The organism is Mesocryomonas lacus (assembly GCF_055730135.2).
The window spans coordinates 151,716-173,581 of the sequence record NZ_JBUZWE020000009.1 but is presented as its reverse complement, the minus strand read 5'-3'; the positions used below and the strand labels follow the sequence as shown (position 1 = coordinate 173,581).

Here is a 21,866-nt window from a genome sequence, read left to right as displayed (position 1 = left end):
ATCCCGACGTCGAACGAAGGGGGAGACGGCATGGACAGGACCACGGCGGGATGGGGCAGCGGGCTGCTCGGCGTCATCATCTTCAGCGGCTCGCTGCCGGCGACGCGGGTCGCGGTGCACGGCTTCACGCCGCTGTTCCTGACGTCGGCCCGCGCCGTCATCGCCGCGCTGATCGCCGCAGCCCTCCTCGCCGGCCTGCGGCAGAAGCGGCCGGCGGCGGGCGACCTCCTCTCGCTGGCGATCGTTGCCCTCGGCGTCGTCATCGGCTTCCCGCTGCTGACGGCGCTGGCGCTGCAGCAGATGACCTCGGCGCATTCGATCGTCTTCATCGGCCTGTTGCCGCTCGCCACCGCCGCCTTCGGGGTTCTGCGCGGCGGCGAGCGGCCAAAGCCCGCCTTCTGGCTGTTCTCGCTTCTCGGCAGCGGCGCCGTCGCAGGCTTCGCGCTGGCCGGCAGCAGCAGCGCCTCGCTCGCCGGCGACCTGATGATGGTCGCGGCGATCGTCATCTGCGGCCTCGGCTATGCCGAAGGGGCTGCGCTGTCGCGGCGGCTCGGCGGCTGGCAGGTCATCTGCTGGGCGCTGGTCCTCACGCTGCCGCTGTCGCTGGCGCTGGCGCTGGTCGTCCGTCCCGCGGGGCTCGCGGATGTCGGGGCGTCCGCCTGGCTCGGCCTTGGCTACGTCTCGGTCTTCAGCATGCTGATCGGCTTCGTCTTCTGGTACCGCGGCCTCGCGCTCGGCGGCATCGCCGGCGTCGGGCAGCTGCAGCTGCTCCAGCCGTTCTTCGGCCTGGCGCTCGCCGCGCTCCTGCTCGGCGAGCCCGTCGCCTGGAGCATGGTGGCCGTGACGGGACTGGTCGTCCTCTGCGTCACCGGCGCCAAGCGCTTCGCCTGAAAGGCACGCGCCCGGCCGCAGTGCGGCCCGGCCGAAGGGCCGGAGCGCTTCAAAGGTCTGGACGAGGACGACGCCTCGCCTATCCCCGCCCGCGCCCCTTGGCAGGGCCGCGCAAGGCGCGCGTCGCGCGGATCGCCGCCTGCGCTGCCGCAAGCCGGGCGATCGGCACGCGGAAGGGCGAGCAGGAGACGTAGTCGAGCCCGACCTGTTCGAAGAAGGTGATCGAGGCGGGGTCGCCGCCCTGTTCGCCGCAGACCCCGAGCGAGATGTCCGGCCGGGTGCGCCGCGCCTTCTCCACCGCCATGGCGATGAGCTCGCCGACGCCCTCGACGTCGATCGACTGGAACGGGTCGCGCTCGATGATCCCCTTGCGCTCGTAGGTCGACAGGAAGTTGGCGCTGTCGTCGCGCGAAATGCCGAACACGGTCTGCGTCAGGTCGTTGGTGCCGAAGGAGAAGAAGTCGGCGACCTCGGCGATGGTATCGGCCCGCACAATGGCGCGCGGCAGCTCGATCATCGTGCCGACGAGATAGTTCACGCGCTTGCCGCGCTCGATCGCGACCTCCTCGGCGACCTCGTCGATCAACTGCTTGACGAAATCGAGCTCTTTGCGAAGGCCGACCAGCGGCACCATGATCTCCGGCACCACCGCCTCGCCGGCCCGCTCGCCGGCCTCGATCGCCGCCTCGAAGATCGCGCGCGCCTGCACCTCGACGATCTCGGGATAGGAGATGGCGAGGCGGCAGCCGCGGTGGCCGAGCATCGGGTTGATCTCCTGCAGCTTTTCGATGCGCTCGCGCAGCACCCGCTCCTCGATCCCCATCTGCAACGCGGTCTCCGCAATCTCCGCCTCGCTCTTCGGCAGGAACTCGTGCAGCGGCGGGTCGAGCAGGCGGATCGTCACCGGCTGGCCGGCCATGATCTCGAACAGCTCGACGAAGTCCGAGCGCTGGATCGGCAGCAGATGCTCGAGCGCGGCGCGGCGCCCCTCCTCGTCGGGGGCGAGGATCATCTCGCGCATGAACCTTATTCGATCGCCGTCGAAGAACATGTGCTCGGTGCGGCAGAGGCCGATGCCCTCGGCACCGAAGGAACGGGCGGCGCGCGCCTCGATCGGCGTCTCGGCATTGGTGCGCACGCCCATGCGGCGGGCTCGGTCGGCATATTGCATGAGGGTCGCGAAATCGCCGGAGAGCACCGGCCGCTTCAGCCGCGCCGAGCCCTCGATCACCTCGCCGGAGGTGCCATCGATGGTGATCTGGTCACCGGCCCTCAGCGTCAGGCCGCCGGCCTTCAGCGCACCGGCCTCGGCGTCGATCCGCAGCGAGCCGGCGCCGGTGACGCAAGGCTTGCCGATGCCGCGGGCAACGACCGCGGCATGGCTCGTCGTGCCGCCGCGCACCGTGAGCACGCCCTCGGCGACGTGCATGCCGTGGATGTCCTCCGGATGCGTCTCGTTGCGCACCAGGATCACCGGCCGCCCCTCGCCGGCGAGCTGCTGGGCGCGCTCGGAGGTGAAGACGATCTCGCCCGTCGCCGCGCCAGGGGAAGCCGGCATGCCGCGGGCGATGATGACGTGGTCGGGATTGTGCACAATCGTTGCATGCAACAATTGGTCGAGCGAAGCCGGGTCGATCCTGAGGATCGCCTCCTCCTCCTCGATCAGCCCCTCGCGCACCAGCTCGACGGCGATGCGGACCGCCTCGGCGGCGGTTCGCTTGGCGACCCGCGACTGTAGGAGGAAGAGCTCGCTGTCGCCGACCATGAAGTCGACCTCGACGGCGTCGCCGACATGCGCCTCCAGCCGGCGGACATGGTCGGCAAGCGCGCCGAGATCGCCCGGAAAGCCGTGCGGCAGCGCAGCAGCATGGCTGTCGAGCAGCGCCTCAAGTCGCCAGCGCTCGACCCGGTGGCCGATGTCGTTGCGCTCGCGCCCGCCGAGCCCGAACTCGCCGGTGAGGCGCGACTGGCCGGTCTGCGGATCGCGCGACAGCGCCTTGCCGGTGCCGGAATTCTCGTCGCGCTCGTTGAAGATCATCGCGTGCACGGTGACGGCAAGGCCGGCATTCTCGGCAATGCCGTGCAGCACGCGGAAGGCGCGGGCGAGCGGGTTGCGCCAGCTGGCGAAGCTCGCCTCAACCACCTTGAACAGCTGCTCGACCGGGGTCTGCGGCAAGGTCTCGCCGATCTCGTCCTCGATGAAGGCGAGGTAGCGGGCGATCAGCGCGCGCCACTGCTCAGCGCTGCCGGGCTCGTGCCCGGGCCAGACGGCATCCACCCGCTCGGCATCAGCGAGATCCTCGAAATCGCCGGGCTCGACGCTGTAGACGAGGACCGCAAAGCTTTCGATGAAACGCCGGTAGCTGCGGAAGGCGAAGTCGAGATCCTCGAGCTCGGCGCTCAGCACCTCGACCGTGCGGTCGTTCATCCCGACGTCGAGCACCGTGTCGGCAAGGCCGGGAATGGCGGTGCGTGAACTGGTGCGCACGGCGAGCAGCAGCGGCCGCTCGGCATCGTCGAAGCGGCGGTCGCTCGACGCTTCCAGCCATTCGACGGCCGCGGTGATTTCCGAGCGCAGCGCCTGCGGCAGGCTGCCTTGCCCGGCCGAGGCCTCGCGCCAGGCGGTCGAGGTGATCGTGAAGCCGGGCGGGACCGGCAGGTCGAGCGAGGCGAGGAGCGCGAGGTTCGCGCCCTTGGCGCCGAGCGCCTCGAAAGCGTCGGCCGTGCGCTCGGCCGCGCCGCGCTTGAAGGTGTGGACTCTTTTCGCCATCGGACGGTGCCGCGTGCTTCCCAGATTCGCTGTGCCCCGCCTTCAAATGGGCAGGTCATCAAACACTTACGGGAAATCGGCGGGCCCGCCAATTGTTGCGACGCAAAAAGACGCGGAGGGCTTGTTCTGAAGAGCCGCACCGCGCCGACCTGACGCGATGCGGTTTCTCGGATCCGCCGACTGTATGGCGGTCGGCTGTGCCGCTTACTTCGCCGCCGCGATGATGGCGCCGAACTCTGCCGCGCTCATGGCGCCCGGATATTTCGCGCCGTTGATGAAGAAGGTGGGCGTGGCGTTGACGCCGAACTCGGTCTCGCCGCGCTTCTGCATCTCGACGACCTTCTCCTGCAGCGCCTTGTCGTTGAGGCAAGCGGCGAAGGTCTCCTGGGTGAAGCCGGCGAGCTTGGCGATGCCGAGGAGGGCTTCCGATGCGTTCTGGGCGCGGGCCCACTGCTCCTGCTGGTGGAAGAGCACGTCGACCATGGCGGTGCGGCGGTCGTCGGGGGCGCAGCGGGCGAGCATGAAGGCGGCGACGGCGCGCGGATCGAACGGGAACTCGCGCAGGATCAGCTTGGCCTTGCCGGTGTCGATGTAGTCCTTCTTCACCGTCGGCCAGATGTTGACGGCGAAGTCGGCGCAATGGCTGCAGGTCATCGAGGCGTATTCGACGATGGTCACCGGCGCGTTGGCGTCGCCGATGACGACGTCGGGCAGGCTGCCCGGCGCCATCAGCTTGGCGACATCGACGGTGCCTTGCGGCGCGGGTGCATTGACGGCGGCGGCCTGCGGGGCTGCCGGCGCGGCAGCAGGAGCGTCCGGGGTTGCGGCGGGCGTGGTCGCCGCGCCCGGCACCGGCGTGGCGGCCGGCGCTGCAGGAGTAGTTTCCTGCGCCTGCGCGGTGGAGACGACGTTGGTCGAAGCGGTCTCCTCGCCGGAGCAGCCGGCGATCGCCAGCATGGCGGCGCCCGCCGCGAGCAGCACCGAGGTGCGCGCGATGGACCTGGCGTCGTTGCGAATGAGTGTGCGCATCGTTGTTTTCCCGTCTCTCGTGCCGGCCGGCCCTGCCTGCCCCTGGTGTACATGCTGCATAGAAAGAGATTGTGGCAAAGCCAATAGACGTTGGCGTGAGCCGGGCTTACCGTTTGGTCACGGGCAGTCGGCGCAGCACGCTGTCGCCGAAGGCCGCGAGCGCTGCCTTGAGCTTTGGATCCTCGATCCGGCTGGTCATCTCCGCAATGCCTTCGGCCTCGCCGGGCTGCAGCGGACGCAGCTTCGGCTTGCGGTTGGGCCGCCCGCCGGCCACCGCCTTCTGGACGATCTTCATCCGGGCAACGGCGGGATAGCCGAAGAAGGCGTTGACCCGGCCAACGAGCTCGGAGGTCTGGTGCTGCAGCCGCAGCACCGACGCGCCCTCGCAGGCGACGACGAGCGTCGCAGGCTCGAACGGATCGTCCTCGTTGCGGCGCGGCGGCCAGACCAGCTTCTCCGGCCGGCAGACGCCGACGAGGCGGGTGCCGACGAGATCCGGCCAGGCGGCGATCAGCCCGGTGGTCATGCCGGCCTTGCGCGCCAGCACCGGGTCGAGCAGCGCCGAGGCGAGGTCGCCGACCGGCTTGGCGCCATAGCTGACCCAGGGCTTCTTCATCGCCGGTCCAGCGCCGCTGCGCGGGGTGAACCGCCGCCCGTCTGCGCCGGCACAGAGGCGGCGATCAGCGCCAGCGAAAACACCCAGACGGCATCGAGAATGTCGTGGAACAGCATGATGTTGGTCATGCCCGCGCCGACGAAGGCGACGAACAGGATCAGCGCCGCCGCCAGCCGGCGACCGCCGCCGAGGGTGCGGCGGGCGCGCCAGGCGACGTAGAGCGGCGACAGGATCATCAGGATCAGCGCGGCGATGCCGATCAGGCCGGCATCGACCCCGACGGTCAGGAAGATGTTGTGGAAATGCGAGAAGGTCAGCCCCTCGAAGGTGGTGCGGTTGAGGTAGGGCGTCACCGCCGCCCAATGGTTCTCCGAACCATAGCCGAACCAGGGCTGCGCCTCGATCGCCCGGACCGCCGCGCCATACATTTCCTTGCGCAGGTTCAGCGAGGTCGGGGTCTCGGCATTGGCCGCGATCAGCCCGAGATCGGCCCACATCTGCCCGATCCGGCTGTGGATCACCGGCAAGGCGACGACCACGACGGCCGCCGCGATGGCGCCGAACAGCAGAAGCACGGCCGCGCGCAGGCGTCCGGACGCCGCACGCCAGAGCGCTGCGAACTCCCGCCGCTGCGCGAAGATGGCGATGCCGACGCAGACCGGCAGCAGCGGCCAGGCGCCGCGCATGCCGGATAGGATCACCGCGACGCAGGCTCCCAGCACGCCGCAGAGCGTCAGCAGCAGGCGCCAGCCGCCTTGCGTGCGCGACACCGAGAGGATGGCCCAGCCGGCACAGAGCAACGAGGTCACCGACAGCGGCCCCGGATTGCCCGCAAGGGCCTGCACCCGCGGCGAGCCGAGGGCGTATTCGACGAGCACGATGGGCAGAAGCACCGCGCCGCCGACGACCGCCCCGAAGAAGGCGGGCGGCAGCGTGTCGGCGAACTGCGAGTGCCGCATGCGCGGCACGAGGAAGAGCGGGATGACGAAGGGCAGCAGTGCCGCGACATCGAGCAGCGCGCTCGGCCGGCGGTCGTGGAACAGTTCCGAAGCGGAGATCACCACGAAGAACAGCAGCGAGGCATAGACGATCGGACGGTCGGACGGCTGGAGCTTCAGCGCAAACCGCCGCAGCAGGATCGACAGCAAGGCCCAGACGCCGAGGAGGCCGCCGATCACCGAGGCGCCGGAGCCGCCGGCTGCGGCCAGGAAGTACAGGGTAAAGTTCGACAGCCGGTTGCGCCGTCCGAGCCTGACGGGATCGCGGTTCAGGACGAAAGCCCGTGCCCGCTCGAAAGGCGACAGGCCGACGACTGGCGCCACCGGGGCTCCGGCGATGAGGCTGGGCACAGCGCTCCGCGACAGGTCCGGTGCAGACAGCGGCTCGACAGCCCTCACGCCTGCGCCCCGACAGCGACATGGACGGCTTGCTCGATCGACATCGGGTAGCTCACATCATTCATTCCAGGAAAATTCCACCGCAGCACGAGAATTGAAACCCTTGTCCATCCCGGCGGACTTGGAGGACCAGCTTGACGCCTTCTTTATGGCAAGGACCGCGGCGTCGAGCCTTGCGATGGCCGCGCGGCGCCCTTCCGGTGGTACTGTGCGGGAGGAGTGGCCCCGCCAGGTCGCGGCATCACCCATCTTCTTGCCGGTTCGATGCTGCCCGCTTCGTCGGTTTCGCCGTGACGTTAGCGTGCAAGGCTTGATGGATCGTTTCAGGAGCCGTTTCGAGGAAGACAAGGCGGTGCCCCTCGCTTAAAGCCTTCGTCCAACCCCCTCTGCCGCGCCGCCGGCATTCCTTTTGCGTGCGATGGTTACGCCATGAAAGTCAAGGCCTCCCTCCCCGCGGGCCCTTCCGCCAGCGCTCCCGACGGCGCTGAGCCCGCCGCCTCGACACATCTGCTCGCCTGGTACGACCGGCATGCGCGGGTTCTGCCCTGGCGCGTCAGTCCGGCGGACGGCCAGCGCGGGGAGCGGGCCGATGCCTACCGGGTCTGGCTGTCGGAGATCATGCTGCAGCAGACGACGGTGGCGACCGTCATCGCCTATTTCGAGCGGTTCGTGCAGCAATGGCCCGATGTCGACGCGCTCGCGGCAGCGCCGAGTGAGGCGGTGATGGGCGCCTGGGCAGGGCTTGGCTACTACGCCCGCGCCCGCAACCTCCACGCTTGCGCCAAGGCAGTGGTGGCCTTGCACGGCTCGCGTTTTCCCGAGACGGCGGAGGGCTTGCGAACCCTGCCGGGGATCGGCGACTACACCTCGGCGGCGGTCGCGGCGATCGCCTTTGGCGAAAAGATCGCCGTGGTCGACGGCAATATCGAGCGCGTCGTCAGCCGGCTGTTCGAGATCGCGACGCCCCTCCCCGCCGGCCGCGACGAGATCCGCCGCCGGATGCAGGCGCTGACGCCGGCGGGCCGGCCGGGCGATTTTGCGCAGGCCATGATGGATCTCGGCGCGACGATCTGCACGCCGAAGCGCCCGGCCTGCGTCCTCTGCCCGATTTCAGCCGACTGTCAGGCGCGGCAGGACGGGACGATGGAGAGTTTTCCGGTGAAGGCGGCAAAGCGCGCCAAGCCGGAGCGCCGCGGCGCCGCTTTCGTCGCGGTGCGCGAAAGAGACGGCGCCGTCTGGCTGCGGCGCCGGCCGGAGAGCGGCATGCTCGGCGGCATGGCCGAGCCGCCGACGACGGACTGGCGCGTCGGCCAGGACGGGGCGGTCGGCGCTGAAGCGGCGCCGTTCAAGGCGGCGTGGACGCCCGCCGGCGCCGTCGTCCACGTCTTCACCCACTTCACCCTGACGCTGGAAGTCTGGCGCGCCACGCTCCAGAGCGACCCGGGAACCGAAGGCTGGTGGGCGGGACCGAACCGGCTGACCGGCGAGGCCTTGCCGACATTGATGAAGAAGGCGATCGCGCTCGCCGCGCCGGACGCCCTCGCGCCGGAACCCGAAAAGCCGAAACGGAAGAAAACGACATGATCGACCACATCGTCTTCGACATCGGCCGCGTGCTGATCCACTGGGACCCGGAAAAGCCTTTCCTCGACCTCATCCCGGACAAGGTGGAGCGCGCGCATTTCCTCTCCGAGGTCTGCAACTCGGCCTGGAACCTTGAACAGGACCGCGGCCGGCCGTGGCTTGAAGCGGAAGACCAGCTGATCGCCCTTCATCCCGAGAAGGCGGAGCTCATCCGCAGCTACCGCCGGCACTGGACCGCCATGGTGCCGCATGCCTACGAAGACACGGTGGCGATCCTGCGCGCCCTCCTCACTGAGGGCCGCGACGTGACGCTGCTGACGAATTTCGCCGCGGACACGTTTCGCGAGGCGCAAGGGATGTACGGCTTCCTCAAGGAGGCCCGCGGCGTCACCGTGTCGGGCGAGATCGGCCTCGTAAAGCCCGACCCGGCGATCTACGCTCACCACGCGGAGCGCTTCGCGCTCGATCCCGCGCGCAGCCTGTTCATCGACGACAGCCTAGCCAACATCCAAGGCGCACGCGCCGCCGGCTGGCAGGCCATCCATTTTCAGAATGCCGAGCAGCTGCGGCGCGATCTCGCCGACTTCGGGATCAACGTCCCCGCGAACGGCTGAGCCTCAGGATCAGCCGCAGCCGCGCGAGCGGCGAAGGCCGCCGTTCGCGCGGCCGACCTTCGGCGATCAGGCGCTGACGGCCGCCATACGGTCGCGGATTTCCTGGCGCAGCTCGTCGATGACCCGCAGCGTCTTGCCGTGGCGCACATGCCAGAACGTCCAGCCATTGCAGGCGTCGAGCCCTTGCACCTGGGCGCCGAGGCGGTGAATCGAGGCGGCGTGGTCGCCGATGGCGATGGTGCCGTCGGCGCGGACATTGGCGACCCAGCGGCCCTTGGAATCCGTCAGCTCGGCACCAGGCGCGACGAGGCCGGCCTCGATCAGGCTGTTGAACGGCACCCGCGGCTCGGCGCGCTTGGAGGTGACCGCCTGCAGCGCGCGCAGGTCGAGCGGCTCGACGGCGTCGATGCGCGCTTGGGCCGCCTCGATATAGGCGTCCTCGCGCTCGATCCCGACGAAGTGCCGGCCGAGGCGCTTGGCGACGGCGCCGGTGGTGCCGGTGCCGAAGAACGGGTCGAGCACGACGTCGCCCGGCTTGGTCGAGGAAAGGAGCACACGGGCGAGCAGCGCTTCCGGCTTCTGGGTCGGGTGCGCCTTGCGACCGGCCTCATCCTTCAGCCGCTCGCCGCCCGAGCAGATCGGGAACAGCCAGTCCGAGCGCATCTGCAGGTCGTCGTTCGCTGCCTTCATGGCATCGTAGTTGAAGGTGTAGGCCTTGGCGTGTCTGTCGCGCGAGGCCCAAATCATCGTCTCATGCGCGTTCTGGAACCGTCGGCCGCGGAAATTCGGCATCGGGTTGGCCTTGCGCCAGACGACGTCGTTCAGCATCCAGAAGCCGAGGTCCTGGACGATCGAGCCGACGCGGAAGATGTTGTGGTAGGAGCCGATCACCCAGATCGTGCCGTTCGGCTTCAACAGGCGGCGTGCCGCGAGCAGCCAGGCGCGGGTGAAGTTGTCGTAGGCCGCAAAACTCTCGAACTGGTCCCACTCGTCGTCGACGGCGTCGACCTTCGACTGGTCCGGCCGGTGCAGGTCGCCGCCGAGCTGCAGGTTGTAGGGCGGATCGGCGAAGATCACGTCGACCGAGCCGGCCGGGAGCGACTCCATGCGGGAGATGCAGTCCCCCTTGATGATCGTGTCGAGCCAGGTGGCCTTGGCGGCAACGGGATCGAAGCCCAGCTCGGAAGTCGTCAGAGGACGCGCTTTTGCCATTTTTCTCACCGGTTACGCAGAACAATTACCAACGGCATGGTTACCGAACAGCGTAAACAATCGATGAAGCAGCGCACGAATTCGGCCGCCGCGCCGCCAGCGCATGGCAGCCGCGCCCTCGACAGGACAGGCGCGACGCGATAGTGCCGCGGCCTGCAGATCCGAAAATTCCAGACCCAGACGCCCCAGACACAGACGCCGGAGTGACCATGCCCGCCCTCGCCCTCGCCATTTTCGACTGTGACGGCGTTCTCGTCGATTCCGAGATCATCGCCGCCCGCATCGAGGCCGAGATGTTCGCCGAGGTCGGCTATGAGATCTCCGCCGAGGAGCTGGCCGAACGCTTCGCCGGCCTCACGCTGCCGCGCATCCTCGAACTGGTGAGCGAGGAGACCGGCATCCGCTTTGCCGAGGAGTTCGCCGACCGGGTCGAGAAGGAGACCGACGTCCGGCTCGGCCGCGACCTCGAGGCGATCGCCGGTGTCCAGCAGATGCTCGACGCGATCGATCTGCCGCGCTGCATCTGCTCGAACTCGTCCTCGGCGCGGCTGGAACTGTCGCTGACGCCGCTGAAGCTCTGGGACCGGTTCAAGCCCTATGTCTACGCCGCACGCGAGGTCGGCAGCAAGAAGGGCAAGCCGGCGCCCGACGTCTACCTCTACGCCTGCGCGGAGTTCGGCGTTGCCCCCGCCAGCGCCATCGTGCTCGAGGATTCCGTGCACGGCGTGGCGGCCGGCGTCGCCGCCGGCTGCCGCGTCGTCGGCTTCACCGGCGGCAGCCACAGCTATCCCGGCCACGCCGAGGCGCTGAGCGAAGCCGGCGCCGAGACGGTCATCGCCCGCCTGCAGGACTATCCGGCGGTGGTCGAGGCCATGGCAGCGTGGGACGCCGTCTGACGCCCTGACCAGACCGCTGAGATGTCAGCGAAGGGCAGGCAGCCATCCGGCTCACCTGCCTCTCCTTTTAGAAGCGCGTTGTCACTTCTTCGGGCCTTCGTCGAAGCCGGCATAGACGGTGATGTCCTTCTCCGTCGGCTCGGGCACGGCGACCGACTGGTCGACGTAGACGAACGGCTCGGCGACGCCGCCGGGCTTGACCGTGACGGCGCGCGATCCGATTTGCGAGTAGAGCACCTCGGTGCCGCGGACGACGACGACGCGGATCGGCAAGCCGACCTCGCCGGCCTTGGCGGCGGGGCCCGGCACGACGCGGCCGGCGACGCCGATCTTCATGCGCAGCTGGCCGTCAACGATCCGGCAGTCGCGGGTGGTGGAGGTGATCGACGCGACATATTGCAGCGCCGCGCCGTCGCCCTTGCGCAGGATCGCGGTGCCTTCGCGCAGCGAGACCCGTGGACAGTAGTCGGGAATGGTGCCGTCGGAAGCGGCGGCATTCATGCTGGCCGGCGGCGGCGCCAGCGGCGCGTCGTCCTTGGTCGAGGCACAGGCGGACACCAGCGCGGCTGCGCCAAGAAGTGCGGTGATCCGGGCGGCGTTGAACATATCCATCCGTCGGTTCTTCCCTTATTATGGCGCGCCGTTCTATATCAGCCCTTTGCGCTTTAGGCGACGGGCGCGACAAAATCGAGATGGCCCCGCGACGATCCAAAGGATTGGCGCGGCGGCGGGGAGTGAAGACCACGTGAAATATGTCAGCTCGCGGGGCGAGGCGCCCACCCTCGGCTTCGCCGACGTGCTCCTGGCGGGACTGGCCACCGATGGCGGCCTCTATGTTCCCGAGACCTGGCCGCAGTTTTCGGCGGACGAGATCCGATCGTTCCGCGGACGGCCCTATGCCGAGGTGGCGCTGCGCATTCTCAGCCCCTTCGTCGGCAGCGACATCCCGCAGCCCGCGCTGAAGGCGATGGTGGACGACGCCTATGCGACCTTCCGCCACCCCGCCGTTGCGCCGCTGGTGCAGATCGGCGACCGGCATTTCGTCCTTGAGCTCTTCCATGGGCCGACGCTCGCCTTCAAGGATGTCGCCATGCAGCTGCTCGCGCGGCTGATGGACCATGTGCTGAAGGAGCGCGGCAACCGGGCGACCATCGTCGGCGCGACGTCGGGCGACACCGGTGGCGCGGCGATCGCGGCGTTTTCGGCAAGCGAGCGCACCGACATCTTCATCCTCTTCCCGAAAGGCCGCGTCTCCCCGGTCCAGCAGCGGCAGATGACGACGTCGGGCGCCGGCAACGTTCATGCGGTCGCGATCGACGGCACGTTCGACGACTGCCAGGCGCTGGTGAAGGGCATGTTCAACGACGCGAAGTTCCGCGCGTCGACGCAGCTCTCCGGCGTCAACTCGATCAACTGGGCGCGCATCATGGCCCAGATCGTCTACTACTTCACCGCCGCCGCCAGCCTCGGCAGCCCGGACCAGAAGGTGTCCTTCACGGTGCCGACCGGCAATTTCGGCGACATCTTCGCCGGCTATGCCGCCAAGCGCATGGGCCTGCCGATCGACCAGCTGGTGATTGCGACGAACGAGAACGATATCCTCGCCCGGACGCTCGCGACCGGCCGCTACGAGATGACCGGGGTGCATGCGACGACGTCGCCCTCGATGGACATCCAGATCTCCTCCAACTTCGAGCGCTTGCTGTTCGAGGCCGGCGGTCGCGACTCGGACAGCCTGCGCCGTCTGATGCAGCAGCTCAGCCAGTCCGGCGCCTTCGATCTGCCGGAGGCGACGCTTTGCGCCATCCGCGCCGAGTTCGAAGCCGACCGGACCGATGATGCCGAGACGGCCGAGACCATCCGCGGCTATTTCGGCACCTCCGCCTATCTGCTCGACCCGCACACCGCCGTCGGCGTCAAGGTCGCGGACGGCCGCATCGGTGACAGCCCGATGATCACCCTCGGCACCGCCCATCCCGCCAAGTTCCCGGCCGCCGTGGAAGCCGCCTGCGGCTTCACCCCGCCTTTGCCGCCGAGCCACGGCGACCTGATGCGGCGCGTCGAGAAGTTCGACGCCGTGCCGAACGACCTCACCGCCATCGAGACGTACATCGCCGAGCGCAGCCGCGCTGTCCGGACCGGAGCTGCAGCATGAGCATGAATGTCGAGATCACCAAGCTTTCGAACGGCATCACGGTGGCGACGGAGACGATGCCGCACCTCGAAAGCGCGGCGCTCGGCATCTGGGTGAAGGCAGGCGCCCGCGACGAGACGGAGAACGAGCACGGGCTCGCCCATCTCCTCGAGCACATGGCCTTCAAGGGCACCTCGACCCGCACCGCCCGGCAGATCGCCGAGCAGATCGAGGATGTCGGCGGCGAGCTGAACGCCGCGACCTCGGTCGAGACCACCTCCTATTACGCCCGCGTCCTGAAGGACGACGTGCCGCTGGCGATGGACATCCTCACCGACATCCTGATCGATTCCAACTTTGACGAGGCCGAGCTCGAGCGCGAGCAGCAGGTGATCCTGCAGGAGATCGGCGCCGCCGAGGACACGCCGGACGACATCGTCTTCGACCATTTCCAGGAGACGGCCTTCCGCAATCAGATCATCGGGCGGCCGATCCTCGGCACAAGGCAGACGGTCAAGAGCTTTACGCCCGCCAGCCTCCGGACCTACCTCGCCAAGCACTACTCGCCGGACAAGATGGTGGTGTCGGCGGCGGGCGCCGTCTCGCACGAGGACATCGTCCGCCGCGTTTCGGAGGCCTTCGGCACCTCCGGCCCGGTGGTCGAGCCCTCGGGCATGCCGGACCGGCCGCTCGCCGCCTATACCGGCGGCGATTTTCGCCAGCCGCGCGACCTGATGGATGCACAGATGGTGCTGGGCTTCGAGGGCCGGCCCTATTACGCCCGTGACTTCTACGCCAGCCAGGTGCTGTCGCTGATCCTCGGCGGCGGCATGTCCTCGCGCCTGTTCCAGGAGATCCGCGAGACCCGCGGCCTCTGCTACGCGATCTACGCCTTCCACTGGAGCTTCTCGGACTCCGGCATCTTCGGCGTCCATGCGGCGACCGGCGAGGAGGAGCTGAAGGAACTGGCGCCGGTGATCATCAACGAGCTGATGAAGGCGGCGGAGGGCATTCACGAGGACGAGGTGACCCGCGCCCGTGCGCAGATGCGCGCCAGCCTGATGATGAGCCAGGAGAGCCCCGCGTCGCGCGCCGGCCAGATCGCCCGCCAGCTGCTGTTCAACGGTGCGACGATCTCCAACACCGAGCTGATGGACCGGCTCTCCGCGATCACCGCGCCGCGCCTGGCGGAACTTGCCGAGCGCACCTTCGTCGGCAAGGTGCCGACGCTCGCGGCGATCGGCCCGGTCGGTCAACTCGCCAGCATCGAGGAGATCGGCGCGCAGCTGGCCGGCGGCACGGCGGCGCCAGGGTTGCGGGCCGCCGCGCACCACTAGCCGCGGCCATGCGGCTCCTCGACGCGTTCTTCCAGGCAGGTCTCCCGGTCCTCCGCGGCGAGGGCCTGCTGCTGCGTTTGCCGAAATCTGGGGATTACGAGGCCTGGCGGGACCTGCGCGCGGCGAGCCGACGGTTCCTGACGCCCTGGGAGCCGTCCTGGTCCGCCGACGAGCTGACCCGGCGGGCCTATCGCATCCGCCTTCTGCGCTATCGCCAGGATGCCCGGGAGCGATCGGGCTACACCTTCTTCGTCTTCGACCCCGATGGCCGCAGGCTTTACGGTGGCGTCACCATCGGCCTGATCCGGCGGGGCGTCGCCCAATGCTGCACGCTCGGCTACTGGATGGGGGAGGCGCATGCGGGGGCCGGCATCATGTCGCGGGCGGTCGAAGTGCTGAAGCCTTTCGTGTTCGACGTCGAGTCCCTGCACCGGATCGAGGCCGCTTGCCTGCCGAGCAATGCCCGGTCGATAGGGTTGCTCGAAAAATCCGGTTTCCGCCGGGAGGGCTATCTGCGAAACTACCTGAAAATCGCCGGGTCCTGGGAGGACCACTACCTCTACTCGCTGCTCGCCGAAGATTGGACGCGATCTGGGGCCACGAGCAGCACCGATTCTGCCGCAGCAGGAAAAGACGCCGCTTCGGCACGATGAAACGTTTCAGCGCAGCCACCCCGGACGCGCCGACCATGGTCCCCATTGCACAATGCTTCAGCCTGCTCGCCTCCTCGTCCGTCTCGCCTGCGCGCTCGTCGCCCTCGTCGTGCTGGCCATGCCAGCGCTGGCGCTGGAGCCGGTCGGGATCTCGCGTGACGACGTCGCCATCGACCTCGCGCCGGCGGTCGACATCTACCGCGACCGCGGCGCCAGCTTCCAGGTCTCGACCGTGCCGGGTGCCGACGGCATTGTCAGGCGCATCGAGGTGGAAGCGAACGCGCCCAACTCGTCCGGCGACTGGGCGGTGTTCGCGCTGGCCAACAACACCGACGTGCAGATCGACCGGCTGGTCGTCGCTCCGAACTTCAAGCTCGCCGGTTCCGGCATCGTCTGGCCGGACCTTGGCTCGCAGCGGATCGCCTCGATCACGCCCTCGGAGGGCTTTGGCCTCGAGCGCCAGCCGAGCTCGGAGGCCGACGTCTTCCTGGTGACGCTCGATCCCGGCTCGGTCATCACCTTCGTCGCCGAGATGGCTTCGAAGGACCTGCCGGAGATCCGCCTCTGGGAGCCGAACGCCTACAAGGACACGATCAACGCCTACACGCTCTACCGCGGCATCGTGCTCGGCATCGCTGGCCTCCTCGCGGTGTTCCTGACCATCCTCTTCGTGGTGAAGGGCTCGGCGATGTTCCCGGCCACCGCCGCGCTCGCCTGGGCGGTGCTCGCCTATATCTGCATCGACTTCGACTTCTGGCAGAAGCTGGTGCCGATCCTGCCCGGCCAGGAGCGGGTCTGGCGCGCCGGCACCGAGGTGGCGCTGGCCTTTACGCTGGTGGTCTTCCTCTACGCCTATCTCAACCTCAACCGCTGGCACGGCATCCTCTCGGCCTTCACGCTGTTCTGGCTGGTGGGCCTCCTCGGCCTCGGCGGCGCAGCAGCCTTCGACCCGCAGATCGCCGCGGGTCTCGCCCGCCTCTCGCTGGTCGCCACTGCCGGCATCGGCCTCTGCCTCATCCTCTACCTCTCCTGGCTCGGCTTCGACCGCGCGATCATGCTGATCCCGACCTGGTGCCTCGTCATCGTCTGGCTGTTCGGCGGCTGGCTGACGGTCACCGGCCAGTTGGTGAACGACGTCATCCAGCCGGCGCTCGGCGGCGGCCTGGTGCTGATCGTGCTGCTGATCGGCTTCACGGTGATGCAGCACGCCTTTGCCGGCGGCGGTTTTGTCGGCGGCGCGATCTCCGACATGGAGCGCCGCGCGCTGGCGTTGGCCGGCACCGGCGACGCGATCTGGGACTGGGACGTCACGCGCGACCGGATTTTTGCCGGCGCCGACGGCGACAGCCTGATCGGCCTTCCCTTCGCCACCATGAACGGCCCGGCCCGCGACTGGCTGCCGATCCTTCACGCCGACGACCGCGACCGCTTCAAGCTGACGCTCGACACCATCCTGGAACACCGGCGCGGCCGCATCTCGCAGGATTTCCGGGTCCGCGGGCGCGAGGGGCACTATCACTGGGTGTCGCTCCGGGCCCGCCCGGTGCTTGGCACCGATGGCGAGGTGGTGCGCTGCGTCGGCACGCTGAAGGACGTCACCGAGCGCAAGAAGGCCGAGGAGCGCCTGCTGCACGACGCCCTGCACGACCAGCTGACGGGACTGCCGAACCGCGAACTGTTCATCGACCGGCTGGACTCCATCGGCATCCTCGCCGCCAGCCATGCCGACGTGCGCCCGAGCGTCTTCGTCATCGACATCGACCGGTTCAAGCAGGTCAACGACGACCTCGGCATCGCCACCGGCGACACCATCCTTCTTACCGTCGGGCGCCGGCTGAAGCGTGTCCTGAAGCCGCAGGATTCGCTGGCCCGTCTATCAGGCGACCAGTTCGGCCTGATCCTGATCTCTGAGACAGATGTCGCCGCCATCGTCGCCTTCGCCGAGAGCCTGCGCGAGGCGATCAAGGCGCCGATCGCCTTTGCCGGTCGCGAGATCATCCTCACCGGCTCGATCGGCCTCACCGGCTGGACCGAGAACGCCAATTCCGAGGAGATCCTGAAGGAAGCCGAGCTGGCGATGTACCAGGCCAAGCGCTTCGGCGGCGATCGCATCGAGCCGTTCCGGCCGGCCTACAAGACCGTCGGTTCCGGCCGGCTGGAGCTGGAGTCGGATCTCCGCCGTGCCTTCTCGCGCAACGAGCTGTCGCTGGCCTTCCAGCCGATCGTGCGGCTGGAGGATGGCGAGATCGCCGGCTTCGAAGCGCTGATGCGCTGGGAGCACCCGAAACGCGGCACGATCTCCCCGGCCGAGTTCATCCCGGTAGCAGAGAGCTCGGGCCTGATCGTCCAGATCGGCCAGTTCGCGCTGGAGGAGGCCGGGCGGCGCCTGTCTGACTGGCACAAGCTGACGGGCGACGACGCGCTGACCATGTCGGTGAACATTTCCAGCCGCCAGCTGATCCGCCAGGATCTTTTGACCGACGTGCGCAACGTTCTCGACCGCTACCAGCTGCCGCCGCGGTCACTGAAGCTCGAGATCACCGAATCCCTGGTAATGGACAATCCCGAGCGCTCGGCCAAGCTCTTGGAGAAACTGCGGGAAATGGGCGTCGGGCTGTCGCTCGACGATTTCGGCACCGGCCACTCCTCGCTGTCCTATCTCCTGCGCTTCCCCTTCGACACGCTGAAGATCGACCAGTCCTTCCTGAAGGACGACGGCCAGCCGCAGCGGCCGATCATCCTGCAGTCGATCGTTACCATGGCGCACGATCTTGGGCTGGCGGTGGTAGCAGAAGGCGTCGAGACCGACGAGGACGCGCTGCGGCTGCGCCAACTCCACTGCGAGTTCGCCCAGAGCTACATGTTCTCGCCGCCGCTCACGGCCGAAGCGGCGCGGCGCCGACTGCAGGACAAGCAGATGGGTCTGAAGCGGGCGGGGTGAACGCTCTCCCCGCCCGCCCGGCCGATGGCCGGAACGCGCTGCGCAGAGACACCCAGCCGTTCAGGCGTGGCCGGCCTCGCTGTTGAGGAAGGCCGGATCGACGCCGAGAAGGCCGAGCGCGCGGTTGTACTTGCCGTCGAGCACCGGGTCGAACATCACCGACGGATCGGCCGCGCAAGTGAGCCATCCATTGGCGGCGATCTCCTCCTCCAGCTGCCCGGCGCCCCAGCCGGCATAGCCGAGCGCCATGATCGCGGTGGCCGGGCCGATGCCCGCGGAGATCGCCTTCAGGATATCGAGCGTCGGCGTCAACGCGATGTGCTCGGCAACGGCGACGGTCGATTCGGAATCATAGTCGTCGGAGTGCAGCACGAAGCCGCGGCCCTTCTCGACCGGCCCGCCCATGCAGACCGAGACCTCGCGCCCCTTGCCGGGCAGCCGGATCTCGTCCTCGTTGCCGACGATGCCGAGCTGCGTCAGCAGTGCGCCGAAACTGATGTCCTGCGGCTTGTTGATGATGAAGCCCATCGCGCCTTTCGGCGAATGCGCGCAGACGTAGATCACGCTGCGCGCGAACCGTTCGTCCGGCATGCCCGGCATGGCGATGAGGAAGTGCCCTTCGAGGGAAGGCTGGTCGTTTTCGGCTTCGTTCATGGCGTCCATCGGCAGGAGATAGGGATCCTTGCAACCGGTGTCAGCGGGCAGCCCCATTGGGGAGAAAGGAATGCGGCAGATCAAGGGCCTTTGACCGCGGACGCGCGGGATTTCGGCTAGGTGTTGCGGCGCATAGGGGATAGGTTGCGGCCGAAGGCGGCGCCCCGGCTGTGCAGCGCATGCCCGTCTCGCTCCACGCCGCCCCCGCGCAACGCTGTCGCGGGACGAAGCTGATCCGACGCCGTGCCGGAGACCTCTGCATGATCCTTTCCCACCGCGCCGTCGTTGGCGCCTTCCTGGCGATCGCCTTGGCCTCCGTCGACGCCCGCGCCGATGCGGCGCGCTTCGAGAGCGACCAGGTCAACCTGCAGCTGGTGGCCGAGACGCCGCGGTCGGACGGCACGATCCGGGCGGCCTTGCGCATCGATCTGGCCCCGGGGTGGAAAACCTACTGGCGCGATCCCGGCGAGGCGGGGATCCCGCCGAGCTTCGATTTCTCCGGGAGCCGCAACACCGGGCCGGCGCGGATCGGCTTCCCGGCGCCACACCGCTTCAGCGACGGCTATGGACTATCGAACGGCTATTCCGGCGACATGGCCGTCACCTTCGTCGTGCCGCAGACGGCCCCCGGCGAGGCGACGGACATCCGCCTGAAGATCATGCTGGGAGTCTGCGAGAAGATCTGCATCCCCGTCCAGGCGGAACTGGCGCTCGGCGTCCCCGCCAGTGTCATGTCACAGGCAGTTGGGGCGTCGGCGGCAGGCCGTGCGGTGGCCGAAGCCTTCGCCGCACTCCCGCCGGCGAGCGAGCCGGGAACCGGCATTGTCGGCGCCCGGCTGACGGCGGATGGCACGCACCTTCTCGTCGTCACCGCTGCTCCGCTCGACCCGGCGACCTCGGATCTCTTCGTCGCCGGCCCGCGCGGCTGGTCCTTCGGGCCACCGGAGGTGCGCGCCGCGGAGGGCGCCGGCACACGCCTTAGCCTGCCCGTCCTGTCGCGGCCGCGGCAGCTCCCGCCAGAGGGCCTCACCGTCGATGCCGTCCTGACCGAGGGCCGCGCCTCGACCGAGGTGCGGGAGCTCAAGGTCTCCACATCGCCGGACGGCTCGACTCCCTTGCCGTGACTGCTATCTACGGCGGCGCATCGTTCTTTTCGCGGCATCGGCCGCCACAGCGGGGACTGACATGACCATCACCATCGGCGAGAAACTGCCCAATGCCACGCTGAAGACCCGGACCGAGGACGGCCCGACCAACATCACGACGTCCGAGATCTTCGACGGCAAGAAGGTAGTGCTGTTCGCGGTGCCCGGCGCCTTTACGCCGACCTGCAGCATGAACCACCTGCCCGGCTATCTCGAGCTCAACGACGAGCTGCGCGCCAAGGGCGTCGACACCATCGCCGTCGTCGCGGTGAACGACGTGTTCGTGATGAACGCCTGGTCCAAGGCGAACGAGGCCGACGGCAAGATCCTCTTCCTCGCCGACGGCAATGCCGAGTTCACCAAGGCCGTCGGCCTCGACGCCGACCTCGCCGTCGCCGGCCTCGGCGTACGCTCGAAGCGCTATTCCATGCTGGTCGAGGACGGCGTCGTGAAGTCGCTGAACGTCGAGGATTCACCGGGCCAGGCCGACAAGTCGACCGCCGGTGCGATGCTCGAGCAGCTTTGAATCAAGGGCCTGTCGCTGTTTATCGAGGAGCCGGCGGAAACGCCGGCTTTTTCTTGAACGGTGCGAGCGCCAGCCGCGCGAGTTCGTCGCAGCGTTCGTTCTCGGGGTGGCCGGCATGGCCCTTCACCCAGTGGAAGGTGACGTCGTGCACGGTCCGGGCAGCATCGAGCGCCTGCCAGAGCTCGGCGTTCTTCACCGGCTTCTTGTCGGCGGTCTTCCAGCCATTGCGCTTCCAGCCGTGGATCCACTTGGTGATGCCATCGCGCAGATACTGCGAGTCCGAGTGGAGGTCGACCGGCACCGGGCGCTTCAGCGCGTTCAGCGCCTCGATGGCGGCGAGCAGCTCCATGCGGTTGTTGGTGGTCATCGCCTCGCCGCCGGACAGCTCCTTGTCGGTGCCGCCGAAGCGCAGGATCGCCCCCCAGCCGCCGGGCCCCGGATTGCCCGAGCAGGCGCCGTCGGTGAAGATGGTGACGCGCTCTTCGCTCATGCCGGGACCTTATCGAGTGTGAGGCCGTAATCGGCGGCGCTGGAGACGCCGCGGTGGAAGCGCAGCTTGCGCAGGTATTCGCGCGGATCCTTCTTGGTAACGAAGGAATCGTCCGGCACGTTTAGCCAGTCGTAGAGCCGGGTCAGCAGGAAGCGCATCGCCGCGCCTTGCGCCAGCAGCGGCAGCGCCGCGATCTCGTCGGCTGAGAGCGGACGCACCGACTGGTAGCCCTCGATCATCGCCTTGCCCTTGGTGACGTTGAAGGCCCCGTCCTGCTCGAAGCACCAGGCGCAGAGGCAGATGGCGAGGTCGTAGGCGAGGATGTCGTTGCAGGCGAAGTAGAAGTCGATGAGCCCCGACAGCTTGCCGCCGAGGAAGAAGACGTTGTCCTGGAAGAGATCGGCGTGGATGACGCCGGTCGGCAGGTGCGTCGGCCATGCCGCCTCGAGCCGGGCGAGATCGCCAGCGATCTCGGCGGCCAAGCCGAGCTCGACGGTATCGGCATCCGGTCCGCAGGCCTCCGCCAGCGGCCGCCAGGCGCCGACCGACAGGGCGTTGGGGCGCTTCAGGCCGAAGTCCGCGGCATTCCGGTGCATCCCCGCCAGCGCGGCGCCGACCTCGCGGCACTGGCCGGCGTTCGGCCGCCGGGTCCACATGCCCTCGAGAAAGGTGAAGACCGCGGCCGGACGGCCCGCCAGCTCGCCGAGACGCTCGCCGGTCTTCGTCTCCACCGGCAGCGGACAGGAAAGGCCCCGCGCCGCCAGATGCTCCATCAGCCCAATGAAGAAGGGCAAGTCGCCCTTGTCCACGCGCTTCTCGTAGAGCGTCAGGATGAAGGTGCCGGTCTCGGTGCGGACCAGGAAGTTCGAGTTCTCGACGCCCTCGGCGATGCCCTTGTAGCTGAGCAGCGCGCCGAGCCCGTACGGCGCGAGGAAAGCGGCGAGTTCGGGCTCGCTGACATCGGTGTAGACGGCCAT

General features: G+C 68.4%; 19 protein-coding genes. 10 read left to right on the top strand and 9 right to left on the bottom strand.

Annotation, left to right across the window (positions count from 1 at the left end; genetic code table 11):
* Positions 1–30 precede the first annotated feature (30 nt).
* Positions 31–891: a DMT family transporter gene (locus ACZLZY_RS15530; protein ID WP_472934637.1), complete on the top strand. Its 861-nt coding sequence runs from the start codon at positions 31–33 to the stop codon at positions 889–891.
* Positions 892–970: 79 nt separating this feature from the next.
* On the opposite strand, the gene ppdK is transcribed toward ACZLZY_RS15530, so the two are convergent.
* The 4 genes from ppdK to ACZLZY_RS15510 form a co-directional block, all read right to left on the bottom strand.
* Entirely contained in the window at positions 971–3,661 is a 2,691-nt protein-coding gene (ppdK, locus tag ACZLZY_RS15525) for a pyruvate, phosphate dikinase (RefSeq protein ID WP_472934636.1), read from the bottom strand.
* Positions 3,662–3,865: 204 nt separating this feature from the next.
* Positions 3,866–4,690 carry a DsbA family protein gene (locus tag ACZLZY_RS15520; protein ID WP_472934635.1) on the bottom strand — a complete coding sequence of 275 codons (825 nt, stop codon included), beginning with the start codon at positions 4,688–4,690 and terminating at the stop codon, positions 3,866–3,868.
* Between the two features lie 106 nt (positions 4,691–4,796).
* Entirely contained in the window at positions 4,797–5,306 is a 510-nt protein-coding gene (locus ACZLZY_RS15515; protein ID WP_472934633.1) for a DUF721 domain-containing protein, read from the bottom strand.
* A complete protein-coding gene (locus ACZLZY_RS15510) occupies positions 5,303–6,628 on the bottom strand; it encodes an O-antigen ligase family protein (protein WP_496253586.1) in 1,326 nt (441 codons plus the stop codon). Before ACZLZY_RS15510 ends, ACZLZY_RS15515 begins: the two co-directional genes overlap by 4 nt.
* A gap of 504 nt (positions 6,629–7,132) precedes the next feature.
* Between ACZLZY_RS15510 and mutY the strand changes: the two genes are divergently transcribed.
* Positions 7,133–8,287, top strand: a complete 1,155-nt coding sequence (gene mutY, locus ACZLZY_RS15505; protein WP_472934631.1) for an A/G-specific adenine glycosylase — start codon at positions 7,133–7,135, stop codon at positions 8,285–8,287.
* A complete protein-coding gene (locus ACZLZY_RS15500) occupies positions 8,284–8,901 on the top strand; it encodes an HAD family hydrolase (RefSeq protein ID WP_472934630.1) in 618 nt (205 codons plus the stop codon). The genes mutY and ACZLZY_RS15500 overlap by 4 nt, the downstream gene beginning before the upstream one ends.
* Positions 8,902–8,967: 66 nt before the next feature.
* On the opposite strand, the gene ACZLZY_RS15495 is transcribed toward ACZLZY_RS15500, so the two are convergent.
* Positions 8,968–10,113, bottom strand: a complete 1,146-nt coding sequence (locus tag ACZLZY_RS15495; RefSeq protein WP_472934629.1) for a site-specific DNA-methyltransferase — start codon at positions 10,111–10,113, stop codon at positions 8,968–8,970.
* Between the two features lie 209 nt (positions 10,114–10,322).
* Here ACZLZY_RS15495 and ACZLZY_RS15490 point away from each other — a divergent pair, with 209 nt between their 5' ends.
* Complete coding sequence (locus ACZLZY_RS15490) at positions 10,323–11,009, top strand: HAD family hydrolase (RefSeq protein ID WP_472934628.1); 687 nt, start codon at positions 10,323–10,325, stop codon at positions 11,007–11,009.
* A gap of 81 nt (positions 11,010–11,090) precedes the next feature.
* Here the strand turns inward: ACZLZY_RS15490 and ACZLZY_RS15485 are convergent, their stop codons facing one another.
* Entirely contained in the window at positions 11,091–11,621 is a 531-nt protein-coding gene (locus ACZLZY_RS15485; protein ID WP_472934627.1) for a hypothetical protein, read from the bottom strand.
* Positions 11,622–11,754: 133 nt separating this feature from the next.
* Here ACZLZY_RS15485 and thrC point away from each other — a divergent pair, with 133 nt between their 5' ends.
* Genes thrC through ACZLZY_RS15465 form a run of 4 tightly spaced genes read left to right on the top strand, consistent with a single transcriptional unit; the run spans position 11,755 to position 18,074 of the window.
* On the top strand, positions 11,755–13,164 hold the full coding sequence (gene thrC, locus ACZLZY_RS15480) for a threonine synthase (RefSeq protein WP_472934626.1): 1,410 nt from the start codon (positions 11,755–11,757) through the stop codon (positions 13,162–13,164).
* A 2-nt stretch (positions 13,165–13,166) separates the two neighbouring features.
* A complete protein-coding gene (locus ACZLZY_RS15475) occupies positions 13,167–14,480 on the top strand; it encodes a M16 family metallopeptidase (RefSeq protein WP_472934733.1) in 1,314 nt (437 codons plus the stop codon).
* 8 nt (positions 14,481–14,488) lie between these two features.
* Positions 14,489–15,133 carry a GNAT family N-acetyltransferase gene (locus ACZLZY_RS15470; protein WP_472934625.1) on the top strand — a complete coding sequence of 215 codons (645 nt, stop codon included), beginning with the start codon at positions 14,489–14,491 and terminating at the stop codon, positions 15,131–15,133.
* 52 nt (positions 15,134–15,185) lie between these two features.
* Positions 15,186–18,074 (top strand): EAL domain-containing protein, encoded by a 2,889-nt coding sequence (locus ACZLZY_RS15465; RefSeq protein ID WP_472934624.1) that lies wholly within the window; start codon positions 15,186–15,188, stop codon positions 18,072–18,074.
* Between the two features lie 60 nt (positions 18,075–18,134).
* Here the strand turns inward: ACZLZY_RS15465 and ACZLZY_RS15460 are convergent, their stop codons facing one another.
* Complete coding sequence (locus ACZLZY_RS15460) at positions 18,135–18,737, bottom strand: YqgE/AlgH family protein (protein WP_472934732.1); 603 nt, start codon at positions 18,735–18,737, stop codon at positions 18,135–18,137.
* 251 nt (positions 18,738–18,988) lie between these two features.
* On the opposite strand from ACZLZY_RS15460, the gene ACZLZY_RS15455 reads away from it, so the two are divergent.
* Complete coding sequence (locus ACZLZY_RS15455) at positions 18,989–19,852, top strand: protein-disulfide reductase DsbD domain-containing protein (protein WP_472934623.1); 864 nt, start codon at positions 18,989–18,991, stop codon at positions 19,850–19,852.
* A 61-nt stretch (positions 19,853–19,913) separates the two neighbouring features.
* Positions 19,914–20,399: a peroxiredoxin gene (locus tag ACZLZY_RS15450; protein ID WP_472934622.1), complete on the top strand. Its 486-nt coding sequence runs from the start codon at positions 19,914–19,916 to the stop codon at positions 20,397–20,399.
* A gap of 19 nt (positions 20,400–20,418) precedes the next feature.
* Here the strand turns inward: ACZLZY_RS15450 and rnhA are convergent, their stop codons facing one another.
* Both rnhA and ACZLZY_RS15440 read right to left on the bottom strand, forming a co-directional pair.
* A complete protein-coding gene (gene rnhA / locus ACZLZY_RS15445) occupies positions 20,419–20,889 on the bottom strand; it encodes a ribonuclease HI (RefSeq protein ID WP_472934621.1) in 471 nt (156 codons plus the stop codon).
* Positions 20,886–21,866, bottom strand: coding sequence for a homoserine kinase (locus ACZLZY_RS15440; protein ID WP_472934620.1), 981 nt, complete (start codon positions 21,864–21,866; stop codon positions 20,886–20,888). The genes rnhA and ACZLZY_RS15440 overlap by 4 nt, the downstream gene beginning before the upstream one ends.

What these genes read in the sequence shown, in the direction of transcription:
- ACZLZY_RS15500 (WP_472934630.1), top strand. Translation starts at nt 8,284, where the DNA reads ATGATCGACCACATCGTCTTCGACATCGGCCGCGTGCTGATCCACTGG.
- ACZLZY_RS15530 (WP_472934637.1), top strand. Translation starts at nt 31, where the DNA reads ATGGACAGGACCACGGCGGGATGGGGCAGCGGGCTGCTCGGCGTCATC.
- ACZLZY_RS15455 (WP_472934623.1), top strand. Translation starts at nt 18,989, where the DNA reads ATGATCCTTTCCCACCGCGCCGTCGTTGGCGCCTTCCTGGCGATCGCC.
- ACZLZY_RS15440 (WP_472934620.1), bottom strand. Translation starts at nt 21,866, where the DNA reads ATGGCCGTCTACACCGATGTCAGCGAGCCCGAACTCGCCGCTTTCCTC.
- mutY (WP_472934631.1), top strand. Translation starts at nt 7,133, where the DNA reads ATGAAAGTCAAGGCCTCCCTCCCCGCGGGCCCTTCCGCCAGCGCTCCC.
- ACZLZY_RS15485 (WP_472934627.1), bottom strand. Translation starts at nt 11,621, where the DNA reads ATGGATATGTTCAACGCCGCCCGGATCACCGCACTTCTTGGCGCAGCC.
- ACZLZY_RS15470 (WP_472934625.1), top strand. Translation starts at nt 14,489, where the DNA reads ATGCGGCTCCTCGACGCGTTCTTCCAGGCAGGTCTCCCGGTCCTCCGC.
- ACZLZY_RS15495 (WP_472934629.1), bottom strand. Translation starts at nt 10,113, where the DNA reads ATGGCAAAAGCGCGTCCTCTGACGACTTCCGAGCTGGGCTTCGATCCC.
- ACZLZY_RS15450 (WP_472934622.1), top strand. Translation starts at nt 19,914, where the DNA reads ATGACCATCACCATCGGCGAGAAACTGCCCAATGCCACGCTGAAGACC.
- rnhA (WP_472934621.1), bottom strand. Translation starts at nt 20,889, where the DNA reads ATGAGCGAAGAGCGCGTCACCATCTTCACCGACGGCGCCTGCTCGGGC.
- ACZLZY_RS15520 (WP_472934635.1), bottom strand. Translation starts at nt 4,690, where the DNA reads ATGCGCACACTCATTCGCAACGACGCCAGGTCCATCGCGCGCACCTCG.
- ACZLZY_RS15515 (WP_472934633.1), bottom strand. Translation starts at nt 5,306, where the DNA reads ATGAAGAAGCCCTGGGTCAGCTATGGCGCCAAGCCGGTCGGCGACCTC.
- ACZLZY_RS15460 (WP_472934732.1), bottom strand. Translation starts at nt 18,737, where the DNA reads ATGGACGCCATGAACGAAGCCGAAAACGACCAGCCTTCCCTCGAAGGG.
- ppdK (WP_472934636.1), bottom strand. Translation starts at nt 3,661, where the DNA reads ATGGCGAAAAGAGTCCACACCTTCAAGCGCGGCGCGGCCGAGCGCACG.
- ACZLZY_RS15465 (WP_472934624.1), top strand. Translation starts at nt 15,186, where the DNA reads ATGCTTCAGCCTGCTCGCCTCCTCGTCCGTCTCGCCTGCGCGCTCGTC.
- ACZLZY_RS15475 (WP_472934733.1), top strand. Translation starts at nt 13,167, where the DNA reads ATGAATGTCGAGATCACCAAGCTTTCGAACGGCATCACGGTGGCGACG.
- ACZLZY_RS15490 (WP_472934628.1), top strand. Translation starts at nt 10,323, where the DNA reads ATGCCCGCCCTCGCCCTCGCCATTTTCGACTGTGACGGCGTTCTCGTC.